The organism is Streptomyces sp. A3M-1-3 (genome assembly GCF_024213665.1).
In the GTDB taxonomy this organism is placed as follows: domain Bacteria; phylum Actinomycetota; class Actinomycetes; order Streptomycetales; family Streptomycetaceae; genus Streptomyces.
The window spans coordinates 62,380-78,946 of the sequence record NZ_JANAVP010000019.1 but is presented as its reverse complement, the minus strand read 5'-3'; the positions used below and the strand labels follow the sequence as shown (position 1 = coordinate 78,946).

At 73.9% G+C, this 16,567-nt stretch carries 12 protein-coding genes and 1 pseudogene; 2 read left to right on the top strand and 11 right to left on the bottom strand.

What is annotated here, in order from left to right; translation table 11 throughout:
* Positions 1-3: 3 nt before the first annotated feature.
* From NLX86_RS21840 to NLX86_RS21805, 8 genes and pseudogenes are all read right to left on the bottom strand, one after another.
* A complete protein-coding gene (locus NLX86_RS21840) occupies positions 4-1,383 on the bottom strand; it encodes a YcaO-like family protein (RefSeq protein ID WP_254373440.1) in 1,380 nt (459 codons plus the stop codon).
* Positions 1,380-2,936 carry a CocE/NonD family hydrolase gene (locus tag NLX86_RS21835; protein WP_254373439.1) on the bottom strand — a complete coding sequence of 519 codons (1,557 nt, stop codon included), beginning with the start codon at positions 2,934-2,936 and terminating at the stop codon, positions 1,380-1,382. The genes NLX86_RS21840 and NLX86_RS21835 overlap by 4 nt, the downstream gene beginning before the upstream one ends.
* Positions 2,933-3,736, bottom strand: coding sequence for a hypothetical protein (locus NLX86_RS21830; RefSeq protein WP_254373438.1), 804 nt, complete (start codon positions 3,734-3,736; stop codon positions 2,933-2,935). The genes NLX86_RS21835 and NLX86_RS21830 overlap by 4 nt, the downstream gene beginning before the upstream one ends.
* 114 nt (positions 3,737-3,850) lie before the next feature.
* Positions 3,851-3,964, bottom strand: a complete 114-nt coding sequence (gene amiA, locus NLX86_RS21825) for a streptamidine family RiPP (RefSeq protein ID WP_254373437.1) — start codon at positions 3,962-3,964, stop codon at positions 3,851-3,853.
* A gap of 95 nt (positions 3,965-4,059) precedes the next feature.
* A complete protein-coding gene (locus NLX86_RS21820; protein ID WP_254373436.1) occupies positions 4,060-4,938 on the bottom strand; it encodes an ABC transporter ATP-binding protein in 879 nt (292 codons plus the stop codon).
* Between the two features lie 44 nt (positions 4,939-4,982).
* Positions 4,983-6,041 carry an iron ABC transporter permease gene (locus NLX86_RS21815; RefSeq protein ID WP_254373435.1) on the bottom strand — a complete coding sequence of 353 codons (1,059 nt, stop codon included), beginning with the start codon at positions 6,039-6,041 and terminating at the stop codon, positions 4,983-4,985.
* Positions 6,042-6,313: 272 nt separating this feature from the next.
* Positions 6,314-7,282, bottom strand: a pseudogene (locus tag NLX86_RS21810) (FecCD family ABC transporter permease); the annotation flags it as partial.
* 50 nt (positions 7,283-7,332) lie between these two features.
* Positions 7,333-8,313 (bottom strand): ABC transporter substrate-binding protein, encoded by a 981-nt coding sequence (locus NLX86_RS21805; protein ID WP_254373493.1) that lies wholly within the window; start codon positions 8,311-8,313, stop codon positions 7,333-7,335.
* 155 nt (positions 8,314-8,468) lie between these two features.
* On the opposite strand from NLX86_RS21805, the gene NLX86_RS21800 reads away from it, so the two are divergent.
* Positions 8,469-9,740, top strand: coding sequence for a hypothetical protein (locus NLX86_RS21800; RefSeq protein WP_254373434.1), 1,272 nt, complete (start codon positions 8,469-8,471; stop codon positions 9,738-9,740).
* Between the two features lie 357 nt (positions 9,741-10,097).
* Here NLX86_RS21800 and NLX86_RS21795 read toward each other — a convergent pair whose 3' ends face one another.
* Genes NLX86_RS21795 through NLX86_RS21785 form a run of 3 tightly spaced genes read right to left on the bottom strand, consistent with a single transcriptional unit; the run spans position 10,098 to position 13,777 of the window.
* Positions 10,098-11,132, bottom strand: coding sequence for an ABC transporter ATP-binding protein (locus tag NLX86_RS21795; protein WP_254373492.1), 1,035 nt, complete (start codon positions 11,130-11,132; stop codon positions 10,098-10,100).
* 11 nt (positions 11,133-11,143) lie between these two features.
* Positions 11,144-12,733 (bottom strand): ABC transporter permease, encoded by a 1,590-nt coding sequence (locus NLX86_RS21790; protein ID WP_374213929.1) that lies wholly within the window; start codon positions 12,731-12,733, stop codon positions 11,144-11,146.
* A 21-nt stretch (positions 12,734-12,754) separates the two neighbouring features.
* Complete coding sequence (locus tag NLX86_RS21785) at positions 12,755-13,777, bottom strand: iron ABC transporter substrate-binding protein (RefSeq protein WP_254373432.1); 1,023 nt, start codon at positions 13,775-13,777, stop codon at positions 12,755-12,757.
* A gap of 165 nt (positions 13,778-13,942) precedes the next feature.
* Between NLX86_RS21785 and NLX86_RS21780 the strand changes: the two genes are divergently transcribed.
* The gene (locus NLX86_RS21780) at positions 13,943-16,558 is read left to right on the top strand and encodes an AMP-binding protein (RefSeq protein WP_254373431.1); all 2,616 of its coding nucleotides are present in this window, start codon (positions 13,943-13,945) and stop codon (positions 16,556-16,558) included.
* The last annotated feature ends 9 nt before the right edge of the window (positions 16,559-16,567 follow it).

The window sequence follows — 16,567 nt, the reverse complement described above, 5'->3', positions numbered from 1 at the left end:
CCGTCACATGTGCGGCGGGGGCGTGAGCGTGAAGTCCCCGGACGCTGAAGGGGCTTCCTCGCGCCAGCCGCGGGCGAGGGCGGCTTGCCCGAAGCGGGGGCTGCCCAGATAGGCGAAGGCGGCGGGGGCATTGGGGATGAGGCCCGAGACCAGCACCCGGGCGACCCGCAGTGCGGTCTCGGCGACGTCCTGCGTGGTCAGGTCGAAGGTCATCACCCGGTGGCCGCCTGCCGCGAGCGCCCGGTCGAGGTGCTGCCTGCTGCCGGCGGCGACGGCGTCGATGCCGGCCACTGCGCCGGCCGGGTGCGTGAAGCGCCGGGCGAGTGGCGCCACCCGCTCGTCCAGCCAGACCTGGACATGTGCGCCGAGGTCCCGGACCGCGCCGAAGTCCTCGCCGCAGTCGTCGAGATAGCGCCGGTCGGCCCGGTGGTCGAGGTAGAGCCCACGGGCGAGCAGTCCGGCGTCGATGGCGCGGAAGACCCAGCCGTCCGGGTCGGTCAGCCCCTGGGTGAACACCCACGTGTGTACGGCTTCCAGTACGGCCTTGCGGGCCGCCTCGGCGGGGTCGTAGCGGCAGGCGAATCCGGCGGCGTAGAGGCCCCGGGCCGGATCGTGGACGAGTGCGGCCACGCAGGGGGCGAACTCGGAGGGCATCTCGACGATCCACACGCCGAGCCCGCAGCCGGCCAGGTCGGCGGAGAGTCCGGGGACGCTGTCCGGGTCGATGCCGCGCGTCGGCCCGTCCAGGTGCCACCACAGCTCCAGCGCGTCGCGTTCGACGACTTCGAGGAGTCCGCGCTCGACAGCGTCGTCGAGCCCCTGCCCGGTGGCGATGCCCGCGTAGTTGAGGTGGTGGGTGCGCGGCAGTGAACGCAGCTCGCCCTGGCGCCAGTTGAGGTGAGTGAGGGCGACAGGTGCCCAGCACTCCACGCTCTCACCCTCCCCCGTGCGCTCGCGGCCCCGCGCCCACAGCGCCGGCGTGTCCTCGGTCAGCGGCCGGTAGGGGAAGCGTTCGCGGGCGTACTGCCAGTCGGCGTACGCGGGCAGGTCGCCGGGGCCGTACAACCGCAGCCCTTTCTCGGCCAGTTCACCGGCGGTGGCCCGCAGCGGTGCCTCGCGGTGGCCGGGCGGCGGCAGCCGGTTGCCGCAGTAGCGTTCTGCGGCCTCGGCGATGGCGGCGATCCGCGCGCCGGCCGGGTCGCCGAAGGTGGTGCCGAGGGCGACCCGGTCGGCCGGCCATGCGCCCAAGCGCCGCGCGTCGGAGACCTCGGCAGTCATCGCGGTGTAGCGGGGCGGGGCCCCGGCGGGGTGCTCGACGGGGGCGACGCTGCGGACGATGCCGCAGACGGGGTCCACGAGCGCGTCGGGCGGCAGCGTACTCATCGGCAGATCTCCTGTACGGGGTTCACGGCGTGGGTGAAGTTCCTGGGCGGGGCCACGGGCAGCAGAAGCGCGCTGCCTTCGACGTCGACGACCCGCGCGGACGGCAGCAGCCGGGTGGCGGTCAGCGGGTCCTCGCCGGTGTGCGGATTGCGGGCGTGGGCGGGGAAGTGGTGTCCGGCGATCTCCAGACGCAGCCGGGTGCCCGCGGCCAGCCGCCGGGCGAGGTGGCCGAGCGGCACAGGTACGTCGGCGGCGCGGCCGGGGTGCGCGCGATGGCGTACGACCCCGGTGGCCAGCGGCCGGGCCGCGCCCTCGGGGGTGAGAGCCACCAGGCGTACGGCCCAGTCCGCAACCGCGGTGTCGGCGGTGGCGCGCAGCCGGACCTCGGCCGGGCCGATCAGGTCGAGCGGCCGCGGCTGGGGGGCCGTGACCAGCAGGCACCGGTCGGCGGGGCCGGTGCGGGGCACCCCGAGGTCGTCGGAGCGGACGGGCCGCGCCGGGTCGGCGGTGAACTCCGGGCCGCGCAGCAGCCGCAGCCCGCCGCAGTCGGCGAACCGGAACTCCTTCGGCCGGGTGTCCAACTCCCCTACGCCGAGCCAGAGTTCACTACCGCCGAGGGCGACGGCCCCGGACTTCGCGGGGGCGGAGCCGGCGAGCGCGGCCGTGGCCCACCGTACGTACAGCTCGCCCAGCCGCAGCCGGTGCGCCGCGCCGGCGTCGGGGCCCGGTTCCGCGGTCAGCGCGTGCCCCCAGGGGCCGAGCAGCAGGCGGGCCGGGCCGCCCCAGGTGTGCCACAGCCGCAGGGTGTCCTCGGCGAACGGGTCGTGCGTACCGCCGACGGCGAGCAATGGCACCCGCGAGCGCGCCGCCGTCAGCGCGGCGGGGCCGTCGGGGCGGTGCCGCCAGAGGGAGGGCCAGGATGGCAGGGCGCGGCCGAGCCGGGACGGCAGGTCGAGGACGGGGAGGTGTTCGAGCAGCTGCGGGTCCTCGGCCCGGGCTTTGGCGAGGGCGTCCTCGTCGGAGTCCCGGCGGTCGCCGTGCGCAGCCCACCAGCCGGCCCGCGCGAGCAGCCGCTCGGGTCCGGTGGTCTCCCGGGCCGTCTCGGCGGGTCCGAGCGCGGGCACCGCGGCGATCACGGCGTCCGGCGGCTGGGTTCCGGCGGTGAGGGCGAGGGCGCAGTGCGCGGCGTAGGAGGCGCCGGCGGCTACGACACGTCGGTCGGACCAGGTCTGTCGGCGTATCCAGGCCAGGGTGGCGGCGCCGTCGGCAGCCTCGCCCCGGTACGGGTGCCAGTCGCCCCCGGAGTCGTGTCTGCCGCGTACGTCCTGGGCGATCGCGGCGAATCCGCGGGCGGCCCAGCCGCGCAGTTCGCCGTGGTGGCGGCGCCGGTCGTACGGCGTACGGATCACGACGGCGGGGAGGCGGGCGTCCTGCGGCGCCTCGGGCAGGCAGAGGTCGGTGGCGAGCCGGACACCGTCGGCAGTGACGACGTACGACGTGCGTATGGCACGTATCTCGCGTATCTCGCGTATCTCGCGTATGTGAGGGTTCATTCGGCGGGCCGGGGCAGGGGCGCGACATCGGGCACCGGCAGCACGGTGTGGGCGGTGACGGTGAGGTCGCGCAGATCGATGCGGCGCAGCCGCCGGTTGTCGGGGGTGCCGTGCGCCCAGGCGGCGAGGTCGGTGGCTAGCAGGGCGGCGATCAGCGCCGCGGAGGCGGCGGTCGAGGTCGGCGCGCCGCTCTCGAGCCGGTGGCCGTTCCAGTAGGCGGCCAGTTCGCGGTGCGCGGAGGTCGCGGCCAGGCGCCGCATCCGTACCTGCGCGGAGGTCACGTCGCCGGGCCGGGCGGCGGTCGGCTCGATCCATGCCTGGAGGCCTTCGCGGTGGCAGCGCAGCCAGGCGACTCCGCGTTCCGGCAGCCGGTCGGCCTCGTCCCAGAGGCCGTGCGGCACCGCCTCGTCGAGGCACCAGACCACGGCGGCGGCGTGACCGCGGACGGCGGTGGCGGCCTCGTCGGCCGTCCCGGTGCGCGGCTCGGCTCCGGCGGCGGCAAGCAGCGCGGCGAGCGGTTCGGTGAGTGTGCGTGCGCCGGTGAGCAGGACCGTGCGACGGGCGGCCGGCCAGGGGGCACGGGGCGGCGCGAGGTAGCCCGCCGCCGCGAAGGCCCCTACCAGGGCGTCCCGTTCGGCATCCGGGGCGGTTTCGCCGCCCGCGAGGCGGGCAACGAGCGCTTCCGGTGCCACCTGGCCGGTGTTGACCCGGAGAAACTCCCCGTCGGGCGTACGGACCGCGAGTCCCTGCCCAGGCACGGTGACGACGGCCGTACCGGGGGCCAGTTGAGTGCGGGTCACGTGACGTTCTCCGTTCGGGAATGCGGTTGCAGCGTGCGGGCGGCGATGCGGTGGACCGAGGGGGGCCGAGGGCGGGCCCGCCCGTCAGGTACGGGCGGGCCCCCTCGGTGGTGCTTACTCCTCGCCGTCGTCGAAGGGGTTCTCGACGAGGGCGTTGGAGTGGGTGGCCGACAGGTGGGCGAGCTGGCCCTGCTCGGCGATCGGGGTGAAGACCTTGTCCTGCTCCATGAGTTGAGCCTCCAAGTCATACGAAGGATGCCGCTTGTTACGGCGGCGACGGGGCCCGGTGGACCCCGCACCACAGACATTAATGAATATGATTGTCATTTCATAGTCGGCAGCGGGTGATCTGGGTAACACACCGGCCAGCCGCCCTGCGGATCACGCCCCACCCGCCCTGCCACGCCCAGCACTTGGGCGAGCAGCTCAGGTGTCACCACGTCGCCGGGGGCACCGTCGGCGGCCACACGGCCCTCGCGCAACGCCACGATCCGTTCCGCGAAACGGGCCGCGTGCGCCAGGTCGTGAAGCACCATCACGACCGTCAGCGCCCGCTCCTCACGCAGCCGCACCACGGTCTGCAGCACCTCCAACTGGTGCCGCAGGTCGAGGTACGTGGTCGGCTCGTCCAGCAGCAGGACCGGGGTGTCCTGGGCCAGCGCCATCGCCAGCCGCACCCGCTGCCGCTCGCCGCCGGACAGCGAGTCCACCGGCCGCGCCGCCCACTCGCCGACCCCGGCGTCGGCCAGCGCCCGCCGGCTCGCCTCGTCGTCGCCCTCGCGGAGCATGCCCAGTGGCCCCCGGGCCGCGTATCTGCCCTGCCGTACGAGCTGACGTACAGTCATGCCGGGTACCGGCGGGGCTGATTGGTGGAGCAGGGCCACCCGGCGGGCCGTCGCGCGCCGCGAGAAGCGGGCGAGGTCGTCACCCTGGAGCAGTACGCGGCCCCCATGGGGCCGCAACAGCCCGGCCGCGAGGCGCAGCAGGGTGCTCTTGCCGCAGCCGTTGAGGCCGATCAGCGCCACCAGCTCGCCCGGACGGATGCGCAGATCCACCCCGTCGAGCACCGGGCGGCCGGGATACCCGAAACGGACCCCCTCGACGCGCACGGCGTCCCGGTCGGACGGGGCCCCCTCGGCGGTGAGCGGCGCGGAGTTTGTGGGAGCGGATGCGGGTGCGGATGCGGGTGCCGGTTGCGTCATGTCCGTCCTCGGGTCTCGAAGTCACTTACGGGTACGGGGAGGTGTCAGCGCCCGTCGGCCGGCACCCGGCGCACCACCATCAGCAGCAGAGCCGCCCCGGCGAGGGTCGTCACCGCGCCCGTCGGCAGCGTCAGCCGGTCCGCGTCCAGCGCCGCGGCGAGCCAGCGGGAGGATGCCTGTGCCACCGCGTCCGCCCCGCCCACCACAACAGCTCCCAGCAGGGCGGATCCGGGCAGCGTGACGCGCAGGTCCGCGCCGAACAGGGCCAGCGCGACATGCGGCACGAGCAGTCCCACGAACCCGAGGGCGCCCACGACCGAGACCGCTCCGGCCGTCAGGGCGACGGCACAGACCAGCGCGGCAGCCCGGGCCCGGCCCACGGCGAGGCCCGCCGCGGCGGCCTGCTCGTCGCCGCAGCGCAGCAGGGTGAGCGGAGCCGCGAGCGCGCACGCGGCGGCCGCCCAGGGCAGGGCCCACGGCCACAGCAGGTTCCAGTGCTGCCAGACCCGTCCCTCGGTCGAGCCGACCAGCCACTGCACCACGCTGCCCAGTTCGCCGGGGGCGACCAGTAGCACCATGGCGGTCAGACCGGCGAGCAGGGCGGAGACCAGCACGCCGTACACGGCGGTCTGCTCGGGATCGCCGCGGTCCCGACCGGCGAGCAGCCACAGCAGTCCGGCGCCGGTGAAGCCGCCGAGGCAGGCAGCGGCCACGACGGCCGCGGGCGACTCCCATCCGGCCAGGCCGGTCCCGGTCGCGGCCACCGCGCCCAGCACCGCGCCCGGGGTGACCCCGGTGACCTCCGGCCCGGCGAGCGGGTTGCGCAGCGCCGACTGCAGGACGAGCCCGGCAAGCCCCAGGCACGCGCCCGCGCCCAGCGCCACGAGCAGCCGGGGAAGCCGGAGTTGGAGGACGACGTGCCGGGCGGTCTCGTCACCCCCGCCGAGGATCACCTGCCACACGCCCGCGGGCGTCACGGCCCGCCCGGCAAGCAGGCTCGCGCAGGCGATGAGCGGCAGCAGTACGGCGACCAGGGCAGGCCGCCGCCAGTGCTTCGCGCGCGCGACCGGAGCGACGGCCGCCGTCGCGGTCCCGGATGTCATCGCACCGCCCCCGGATCCGGCCCGGACGCCCTGCCCCGGCCCGCCAGCCTGCCCGCCGCCGGGGCGCTCCGCGCGCCTTCGGCGGCGCCCCCGGCGGGCACGCCGCCCGCCGGCACGTCGCCCGCCGGCACGTCACTTGCCGGCACGTCGTCCGCCCGTACGTCGTCCGTCGGTACATCCCCAGCCGGCACGTCGCCTGCCGGTACGTCGTCCACCCGTACGTCACCTGCTCGTACGTCGTGCGTCGGCACGTCGTCCTGCGGCACATCGCTGGCCGGCGCAACGCCCGCCTGCGTATCCCCCGCCGGCCCCGGGCCCGTCGCGCCGGCGCGCGCCCCGCGTCGGACGCGCAGCAGAGCCACGCCCGCCGGTACGCCGAGCAGCGCGGTCCACGCGCCCACCGGCGTCTCGGTCGGCGCCAGTGCCAGCCGGGCCGGCAGGTCCGCGCAGACCACGACCACCGCGCCCCACACCGCCGCCCACGGCAGCCACCGCACCGCGTCGGCGTCCGGGCGAAGCCTGCGCGCGAGTTGGGGGGCGAGGAAGCCGACCCAGGCGACCGGGCCGCACACCGCCACGACCGGGGCGATCAGCACCACGGCCACGGCGAGCGCCGCGAACCTGGCCCGCCGTACCCGGACCCCCAGCGCCTGCGCGTCGTCGTCGCCGAGGCGCAGCACGGCGAGGACCGGCGCGCACAGCACCAGGGCGGGCAGCGCGATCAGCAGCCACGGCCACAGGCCCGTCACGTCGTCCCAGGTCCTGGCGGACAGACTGCCGAGCAGATAGCGGTAGATGATCTGCAGGTCGAGCTGGTCGGCCATCACCATCAGGACCAGCAGGGCCGCTTGAAGGGCGGCCGCCACCGCCGCCCCGGTGAGCAGGACCGCGGAAGGACTCCGTCCGAAGCCCGCGGCGACCAGGGTCAGCGCTCCGCCCATCGCCGCTCCCCCGAGGGCGAGCAGCGGCTGTACGGCCACGGGGACGGCGAGCGCGAGCACCAGCGGCGCCGCCACCCCGAGCGCCGCACCCGACGAGACGCCGAGCAGCTCGGGGACGGCCAGCGGATTGCGCAGCGCCTCCTGGAGGACGAGCCCTGCGGCGCCCAGACAGGCGCCGGCGACGAGGGCGAGCACCAGCCGGGGCAGCCGCAGTTGGGTGACGATCACCTGGGTCACGCCGTCGCCGGTGAAGAGCCGGTGCGGCGGTACGGGTGGGGTGCCGAGGCACAGCGTGAGCATCGCGGCCGCCGCCAGGAGGGCGGCGGCCGCGATGACGGGCAGGCGCCGGCTCACCGCAGTGCGGCCGTCGCCTCGTCGAGGACGAGGGCGAGCGAGCGGGTGCCTCGGCCCTTGGCCCAGACCTCCGGGTCGACCTCGATGACCTTGTCGTTCCGCACGGCCGGGATCTGCGCCCAGAGGGGGTTCTCGGCGAGCTTGTCGGACAGCTTTCCGTCGGGCTTGCCGAAGGACAGCGTCTCGACGAACAGCACGTCCGCGTCCCGCGCGATGATCTCTTCGAGGCTGTACGTGCCCTCGACCCCGCGGCTCTTCCACGGGTAGTCGGCAATCGCGGGGAAGAGGCCGGCCGCGACGTCGTTGCCGGGGGTGGCGACGCCGAAGTTCTCGTCGCTGCCGAAGATGATGAGCGCGGTCTTGTCGCTCTTGTCCGCCTCGGCGGCCGCCAGCTTGGTGCGGAACTTCTTCTCGGCCGCGACCGCCTGCTCGCCCCGGCCGGTGAGTGCGCCCAGGTCACGCAGGTACGCGACGCTGTCCTGCCACGAGCCCGGCTGGACGGGCCAGAAGGTCGTGGCGCCCTTCAGGGCGGGGGCGAGCTTTCCGTGGGTGTCGCCGAGTCCGATGACCAGGTCGGGCTTGTGGGAGAGGATCGCCTCCGCCTCGGGGCTGAGGAAGCCGCCGGGGACGACCGGGATCTTCTTGGCGCGTGCTTCCCCGAGGAACTTCGGGTGGGTGAGCAGCGCGGAGTTGGTGGCGGCCGGTTCGAGGCCGAGCTCGGTCAGCATGTCGTCGCACAGGGCGACCAGGCAGACGATGCGCTTCGGCGGCGCGGTGGTGGAGATGGTGACGCCCTTGACGTCGGTGATCTTCCGCGCGGACTTCACCGGCAGGACCGTGGTGTCCGTCTTGGGTGCGGACTTGGGGTCGGCCGGGTCCGCGGGCTTGTCCGTGGCGGTGCCACAGGCCACGAGTACGGATCCCAGTACGGCGGTGGCCAGCCAGCGGCGGGCGCGGCTGATCGCGATGCGCGACATCGGCAGCTCTCTGTTCTTCTCGTCTTCCGGAGCGCTGACGACAGGCACGTCAGGTGCGGAGGGGCGCCCCGGCCATCCCCCCGAGGCCCTCATTTACACATGATAATCATTACCAAATCAAGTCCGCCTGCCCAGCCCGCACCGGAGGAGCTCCCATGACCACGCCCGTCCATCCGCCCGCGATCCCGTCCGCCCTACTGCTCGTCGCCGACCAAATCGCCGGGTCCGTACACCTGTTGGACCTTCCGGAGGGCCGCCCGCTGGCGCGGCTCGACGGCCGCCATCTCGCCGAGCACGCGGGCTTCCTCGCACTCCCCGGGGACCGCACGGCCTTCGTCGACGACCGCGCCGGGGAACTGGTCGTGCTGGCGCCCTTCGCGGCGGGCGACGGCCTGCCCTGGGTGGAGGTGACCATTCCGGTCGCAGTGCCCGCGGAGCATCTGGCCGCCGATCCGGCCGGCCGCCGCCTCGCGGTCACCACCGGCCTCGGGCGCAACTGGGAGGCCTGGAGCGACCTGCTGACCGTCGTCGACCTGGCGGCCGAGGGGGGAGCACGTGCGGTACGGGTACGAACCCGGGTCGGTGAACCGGGCGTTGTGGTGCTGGGCGGCCGGGACCCGCTCGTCGTGCTCCGGCACCGCGAGCCCGGCTCCCTCACCGCCTACCGGCACTTCGAACTGCTGGCCGCCGCGCCCGCCTGCCCGCCTGCCGAGGCGCATCACAGCCTCCCGCTGCCCGCCGACGGGCACGGGGACGCCCAGGACCCGGTCACCGGACGACTGTTCGCGGCGACCGGCGAAGGGGTGCACCGGGCGCGCGCCGAGAACGGCCGGCTCGTCTCCGAGGCTCCGCTGTCCTGGGGCGGCGAGGGCCGCGGGTACTACCTGCGGCTCGACCCGGCCCGGCGGACCCTGTGGTCCTGCGTCCGCGGCGGTCCCGGCGCGCCCGGGGAGTGGCCCGAGTGGACCAACCACGCCTGGTGGCACCGGCTCGACGAGGGCACGACGGGGCGCCTGGACCTCGGCCCGGGTCTGGTCTTCCGGCTCGCCGTGGCCGCCCGGCACGTCGCCTTCGTACGGATCCATCCCGACGGCGACGAACTGATCCTGATCTCCTCGGCCTCGGCCTCGACCTCGGGCTCGCCCCGGCCCGAGGTCACCGCCCGCGTCCCGCTCCCGCCGATGGCGGGTGCGCCGCGCCGCGGTGACACACCGTGGGACGGCGTCCAGCGGCGCGCGGTCGCCGCCTCCCCCGGCTCCTCACTGATCGCGGTGACCCGCGGCGGCCACGGCGAGATCCACCTGGTGGACGCCGAACAGCCCGCCCGCCACCGGGTGCTGAGCGTTCCTACTCCGCTGGACGAGGGCGGCCATCTGACGCTGATGACCCCGGGCGACGGCGCGCACGGCGACCCGGTGGGCCGCTAGCGGACGTCTATGAGCTGCGTCGCGGAATTCCTGGCCGGGAACCGATGAGTTGTGAGCCGCGTCGCGGTCCACCCCTGCGAAGCAACCGCAACCGCAACCGCAACCGCAACCGCAACGGCAACCCCAACCGCCGACCATGAGGCACCGCCATGACCGCGACCGCGCGCACCGCCCCCGCACCACCGGCACGTACCCGGTCCGATCCGTCGTCAGCGGCCGCCCCGTGTGGCAGGTCGGCGTACTCGCCGCCCTCACCGGGGCCGCCGTGACCGAAGTGTTCGCGCTCGGCACGCGGGCCCTCGGGGTTCGTCGGGATCGTCCTCGCGGTGGCGTTGAACCGGTGGGCGCGGCTCTCGGTCACGGATGCAGCGTCGCCTCGCCGGTGACGCGGATGCCCGTCTCCTCGCCGGGGCGTACGGTCACCGGCCCGGCGACGCGGACGTCCACCGGGAGGTCCAGCCCGTCGACGGTGACGCTGACCATCGCGTCATGGCCGTAGAAGCACACATCGGTCACCGTGCCGCGTACGCCGGTCGCGGCCTCGGTGAGTTGCAGCTGCTCGGGCCGGAGCAGGACCGTCCCGTCCCGCCGCCCGGCGGCGGGCGCGGCCAACGGGAGCCGGCCCAGGGCGGTGGCGGCCGTGCCGTTGTCGGCGGTGCCGGGGACCAGTACGGCGTCGCCGACGAAGCCGGCCACCCAGGGGCTCGCAGGCCGGCGGTAGACCTCCTGGGGCGTGTCGCACTGGGCGATCGTCCCGTTGCGTACGACCGCGACGAGGTCGGCCGTGGAGAGGGCCTCCTGCTGGTCGTGGGTGACCAGGATCGCGGTGGCGCCGGTGGCCCGCAGGGCGGCCCGGACATCGGACCGGACTCCGGCGCGCAGGGCGCTGTCCAGGGCGTTGAACGGCTCGTCGAGCAGCACCAGGGCCGGTTCCGGCGCGAGCGCCCGGGCCAGGGCGATGCGCTGCTGCTGGCCGCCGGACAGCTCGTGCGGCATCCGGTCGCCGTAGCCGCCGAGGCCGACGAGTTCGAGCATCTCCTCGGTACGGCCGCGCCGCTTGGCCCGGTCGAGACCGGTCAGTCCGAAGGCGACATTGCGGGCCACACTCAAGTGCGGGAAGAGCGCGCCCTCCTGGGGGACGATCCCGATCCGGCGGCTCTCCGGCGGCAGATGCAGCCCCGGCCCGGTCAGCGTGCGGCCGCCGACCGTGACGCTGCCCGCGTCGGCCCGCAGGAAGCCGGCGATGATGCGCAGCAGGGTGGTCTTGCCGCAGCCGGACGGCCCGAGTACGGCGGCCAGCGCGCCGCCCGGGACCGTGAGATCGAGCCCGTCGAGGACGGCGGAGTCCGGGCCGTATGCCTTGGACAGGCCGGTGATCCGCAGCTCGGTCATGAGCGGGGCTGTCATGTGCGGTGCCTCCCGAGGAGGTAGGAGGGAAGGGCGGCCAGCAGGATCAGGGCCGCCGCGTACGGAGCCGCGGCGGCGAACGATCCGGTTCCGGTCTCGGTCCACAGCCGGGTGGCGAGGGTGTCCATGCCGGTGGGCCGGAGCAGGAGCGTCGCCGGCAGTTCCTTCATGCAGACCACGAACGTCAGGGCGGCGCCCGCCGCGACGCCGGGGGCGGCCAGCGGAACCGTGACCTCGCGCAGTACGCGCAGCGGGCTGCGCCCCAGCGAGCGGGCGACGTCCTCCAGCACCGGCGGGGCCTGGAGCACGGCGGCTCGGGTGGCCGCCACCGAGACCGGCAGGAACAGCACGGCGTACGCGCAGACCAGCAGCGGGAGTCGCTGGTACAGCGGCTCGGCGTAGCGGACGGCGAAGAAGACCAGGGCCAGGGCGACGGTGATGCCGGGCAGCGCGTGTCCGGCGTACGCGGACTGCTCCAGCAGGTGCGCGGCCCGGCCCCGGTACCGGGCGGCGATCACACCGACCGGCAGCGCGAGCAGGGTGGTGAGCGCGGCGCCGCCCGCGGCGACCCCGAGGGTCGTACCGGCGGTGTCGAGCAGCCCGGCCGGGTCCCAGGTCGCCGAGTTGCCGACGGCCAGCCAGTACCCGAGCGTGCCCAGCGGGATGACGACGGCGATCGTGGTGACCGCGCCGCACCACAGCAGCGCGGGTACCCGCAGCCGGCCCAGCGGAGCGGGGACGGCGCGGCGGGCGGTGCCGGTGCCGGTCCTGGCGTGTCCGGCGCGGCCGCGCGTACGCGCCTCCAGGGCGACCAGGGCGACGGTCATCACCACCAGGACGACGCTGAGCGCGGCGGCCGGGGTGCGGTCGAAGCTGGCCCGGTAGGAGGTGTAGATGCCGCGGGTGAAGGTGTCGTACCGCATCAGCGACACCGCGCCGAAGTCGGAGAGCACGTACAGCGCGACCAGCACCGCTCCCCCGGCGGCCGCCGGGCGGAGCTGCGGCAGGGTGACGCGCACGAAGGTCCGCAGTGGACCGAGTCCGAGCGAGCGGGCCACTTCCTCCTGCGCCGGGTCGGTGCCGCGCAGCGCGGCGGTGACCGGCAGGTAGACGTACGGGAAGCTCACCAGGGTCAGTGCCAGGGCGGAGCCGGTGAAACCCGCGAGTGCGGGAAAGGCGGACAGCCAGGCGAAGGCCGCGACATAGCTGGGCACGGCCAGCGGCAGCGTGACCAGCACCGACCAGACGCGGGCGCCGGGCAGTGCGGTCCGTACGGTCAGCCAGGCCAGCGAGACGCCCAGCACCAGGCTCACCGTCACGACGACGGCGGCGAGTCCCAGGCTGCGGCCGAGGAGCAGCGCGGTGCGCTCGTTGGCGACGACGTCCCAGGCGAAGCCGGGGCCGCGTTCCAGTGATCGCACCGCGAGGTAGCCGAGCGGCAGCAGGGCGAACATCGCGGCGACGGCGGCCGGAACGACCAGGGCGGCCGGCGGTCTGCGCTGCGCGCGCAGCCGCCCGGGCGGCGCCGGTGAGCCGGCCGGGGCGGCCGCGGGACCCGTCGGATCAACGGGATCCCTGCTGCGCATGACGGCTGTGCGCATGACGGATCAGACCATCCCGACGTCCTGGAGCATCTTCAGGGTCTCCTGAAGAGAATCGAGCTTGCCCAGGTCGATCTTGGGGGCCTCGAGGGAGTCCAGCGGCGGAAGGTCCTTGACCTTGGTGGTGACGCCGGCGGCCAGCGGGTACTCCTTGGTCTCCTCGGCGAAGTAGGTCTGCGCCTTCTTGGAGAGCAGGAAGTCGACGGCCTTCTGCGCGACCGGTGCCTGGTCGCTGCCCTTGAGGATGCCCACGCCGGCCACGTTGACCAGCGCGCCCGGGTCGCCGCCCGGCAGGAAGTGGATCTTCGCGCCGACCTTGTCCTCGCCCTTCTCGGCGACCTGTTCGTACCAGTAGTAGTGGTTGACCAGGCCGAGGGACACCTCACCCTCGCCGACGCCCTCGAGCACATTGAGGTTGTTCTCGTAGACCTTGGGGTCGTTGGCCTTGAGGCCCTTGAGCCAGGTGCGGGTCGCGTCGTCGCCCTCCAGGACACGCATGCCGGTGACGAAGGCCTGGAACGAGGCGTTCGTCGGGACGTAACCGACCTTGCCCTTCCACTCCGGCTTGACCAGGTCGTGCACGCTGTCCGGCACCTTGGCGACCTTGTCGGGGTTGTACGCGAGGACGCGGGCGCGCCCGGAGGTGCCGGTCCAGTCGCCCGCGCCGCCGCGGAACTCCGCGTCGACCTGGTCGAGCGAGGCCTGCGGCAGCTTCGCGAGGCGGCCCTGCTTGGAGAGGGCGCCGAGGGCTCCGGCGTCCTGCGAGAAGAACAGTCCCGCCTTGGTCTTGTCGCCCTCTTCGAGGATCTGGGCCGCCAGCTCGGCGCTGTCGCCGTAGCGGACGGCGACCGTGGTGCCGACGGCCTTCTCCAGCTCCTCCAGCAGCGGCTCGACCAGCTTCTCGTTACGGCCGGAGTAGATCACGAGGCCTGCGTCGTCCTCGTCGCTGCCGCAGCCGGCGACGGTGGGGAGGAGCAGGGCGGCCGCGGCGAGTGCGAGCAGCGGACGGCGGGCCAAGGGGCGTCGCATGGGTGAAGCCTTCCTAGCATGGCAACCTGAGAATGAACGCCCTAATAAATAAGGTAAAGCTAACCTAAACGTCAAGCGTGACGTACGCAACGTTGCACCCGCTGTGGATCAGTTGTGACTTCTCTGTGACTATCAAATAAAGTAAGGCTTTCCTAAGATGCGCTCGTGATAGTCCCTTCCGGCCTGCTCGCAGGCAGCACCAAGGCCGTCCCGTTCGCCCGTACTCTCGCGGCCCATGGCGACCGCACCGCGCTCATCACCGCGGACGGCACGGTCTCCTACCGCGAGCTGGCCGCCCGGGTGGACGTGACCGCCCGCCGCCTCGGCCGGGAGCGGCGACTGGTCCTGCTCGTCGGCGCCAACACCGTCGAGGCCCTGGTCGTCCACCTCGCGGCGCTGGCCGCGGGGCACCCTGTCCTGCTGGTCCCGGGCGACCATCCGGAAGCCGTACAGTCGCTCGTCGACGCGTACGACCCGGACGTCGTGGCACGTCCCGAGGGTGGGGAGTGGGTGCTCGACGAGCGCCGCGCGGTTTCCGCACACGCCCTGCATCCGGACCTCGCTCTGCTGCTGAGCACGTCCGGCTCGACCGGATCTCCCAAGCTCGTCCGCCTCTCGCACGAGAACCTTCAGGCGAACGCGGAGTCCATCGCCGAGTACCTGGGCATCCGGGACACCGACCGCGCCGCCACGACCCTGCCCCTGCACTACTGCTACGGCCTCTCCGTCGTCCACAGCCACCTGCTCCGGGGCGCCGGGGTGATCCTCACCGACCTCTCGGTGGCGGACTCCTGCTTCTGGGAGCTGTTCCGCGCGGGCCGCGGTTCGACGTTCGCCGGTGTCCCGTACACCTTCGACCTGCTCGACCGGGTCGGCTTCGCCGGGATGGAACTGCCGCACCTGCGCTATGTCACCCAGGCGGGCGGGCGGCTGGCGCCCGACCGGGTCGCGCACTACGCGGCCCTGGGCCGGACCGGCGGCTGGGACCTGTTCGTGATGTACGGCCAGACCGAGGCGACGGCGCGCATGGCCTACCTGCCGCCGGACCTCGCGGAAACCCGCCCGGAGGCGGCCGGTGTCGCGATACCGGGCGGCTCCTTCCGCCTGTCGCCCCTGCCGGAATGGCCAGGCGAGGACACCGGCGAGCTGGTGTACGCGGGGCCGAACGTGATGCTGGGCTACGCCGAGAGCCCGGCCGACCTGCGCCTCGGCCGGACCGTCGAGGAACTGCACACCGGCGACATCGCCCGGCGCGGCGCCGACGGCCTGTACGAACTGGTCGGGCGGCGCAGCCGGTTCGCGAAGATCCTCGGCCTGCGGATCGACCCCCAGCGGGTCGAGGCGATGCTCGAGAAGCAAGGCATCACCTGCTGCTGCACCAGTGACGACGACGCACTCGTGGTGGCGGTGGCCGTTGACGCGGCCGCGGCCGCGACGGACGGCATCGACATCGCGCACATCCGGCGGCTGGTGACCGGCGAATGCGGCCTGCCGGCCCACGCGGTCCGCGTCTGCGTCCTCCCGGAACTGCCCCGGCTGGCCACGGGCAAGCCCGACTACCGGGCCGTACGCGAGCTGACCCGGCCGGCGGCGGGGCAGGGCACTCAAGTGGCCGCGCACGCGAAGGCAGAGCAGGACGGGCCCGTCGACCTGTGCCGGCTCTACGCCGAGATCCTCGACCGCGACGATGTCACCGAGGACAGCAGCTTCGCCTCGATGGGCGGCGACTCACTGTCGTACGTGGAGATGTCGCTCCGCCTCGAAGAGGCGCTCGGCCGCCTCCCCGACACCTGGCACACGCTCCCGATCCGGGAACTGAGGCAGCCGGTACGGCCGCCCGTGAAGGGCGCCGGCGCACGCGGCCGGCGCCGCTCGCTGGAGACCGGCATCGCCCTGCGCGCCGTCGCCATCGTGCTGATCGTCGGCTCGCACATCCATCTCTTCATGGTCAAGGGCGGCGCACACGTACTGCTGGGCGTCGCCGGCTACAACTTCGCCCGCTTCCACCTCACTTCGGCCGACCGCCGCGAACGACTGCGGAACATGGCCCGGAGCGTCGCGCGGATCGCCGTGCCGAGCATGGCCTGGCTGGCGCTGATGCTGCTGGTCACCGACGACTACCGGCTCACCAACGTCCTCCTGCTCACCAGCCTGCTCGGAGAGCACGACGGTTTCTGGTTCATCGAAGCCCTCGTCTACATGCTGGTCGTGATGGCCGCCGTGCTCGCCGTACCGCTGCTCGACCGCACCGAGAGACGCTTCCCGTTCGCCCTCCCCACGGCCCTGACGGCGCTCGGGCTGATCGGGCGCTACGACCTCCTCGGCCTCGACGCCCGCGGGCACATTCCGCTCGCGGTCACCGTGTTCTGGCTGTTCGCCATGGGCTGGGCGGCCGCGAAGGCGGTCTCGGTACGCCAGCGGCTGCTGGTCACGGCGGCGGCGCTGGCGACGGTCCCGGGCTTCTTCGGCCAGCCCGCCCGGGAGGCGGTCATCATGGCGGGTCTGACGCTGCTGGTGTGGGTACGGAACGTGCCGAGCCTGGCGTCGGTCAACCGCGTGGCGGGCGTACTGGCGAGCAGTTCGCTCTACATCTACCTGACGCACTGGCAGGTCTTCCCGCGACTGGGGGACCAGTTCGCCGTGGTTGCGATGATCGCCTCGCTGCTCGTCGGCATCGCGTACGCCGTCGTGGCGACGCGCGTGATGCGGTGGCGCCCCGCGGCGCTGCGCGCACGCCGGACGGCGAACGGCGCTGCGGCCGGTCGCCGGCTCGCCGGGTAGTGCTGGACA

Bases quoted from the DNA above. Each gene is read 5' to 3' on its own strand.
- NLX86_RS21840 (WP_254373440.1), bottom strand. From the start codon at position 1,383: ATGAGTACGCTGCCGCCCGACGCGCTCGTGGACCCCGTCTGCGGCATC.
- NLX86_RS21835 (WP_254373439.1), bottom strand. From the start codon at position 2,936: ATGAACCCTCACATACGCGAGATACGCGAGATACGCGAGATACGTGCC.
- amiA (WP_254373437.1), bottom strand. From the start codon at position 3,964: ATGGAGCAGGACAAGGTCTTCACCCCGATCGCCGAGCAGGGCCAGCTC.
- NLX86_RS21820 (WP_254373436.1), bottom strand. From the start codon at position 4,938: ATGACGCAACCGGCACCCGCATCCGCACCCGCATCCGCTCCCACAAAC.
- NLX86_RS21815 (WP_254373435.1), bottom strand. From the start codon at position 6,041: ATGACATCCGGGACCGCGACGGCGGCCGTCGCTCCGGTCGCGCGCGCG.
- NLX86_RS21805 (WP_254373493.1), bottom strand. From the start codon at position 8,313: ATGTCGCGCATCGCGATCAGCCGCGCCCGCCGCTGGCTGGCCACCGCC.
- NLX86_RS21800 (WP_254373434.1), top strand. From the start codon at position 8,469: ATGACCACGCCCGTCCATCCGCCCGCGATCCCGTCCGCCCTACTGCTC.
- NLX86_RS21795 (WP_254373492.1), bottom strand. From the start codon at position 11,132: ATGACCGAGCTGCGGATCACCGGCCTGTCCAAGGCATACGGCCCGGAC.
- NLX86_RS21790 (WP_374213929.1), bottom strand. From the start codon at position 12,733: ATGCGCAGCAGGGATCCCGTTGATCCGACGGGTCCCGCGGCCGCCCCG.
- NLX86_RS21785 (WP_254373432.1), bottom strand. From the start codon at position 13,777: ATGCGACGCCCCTTGGCCCGCCGTCCGCTGCTCGCACTCGCCGCGGCC.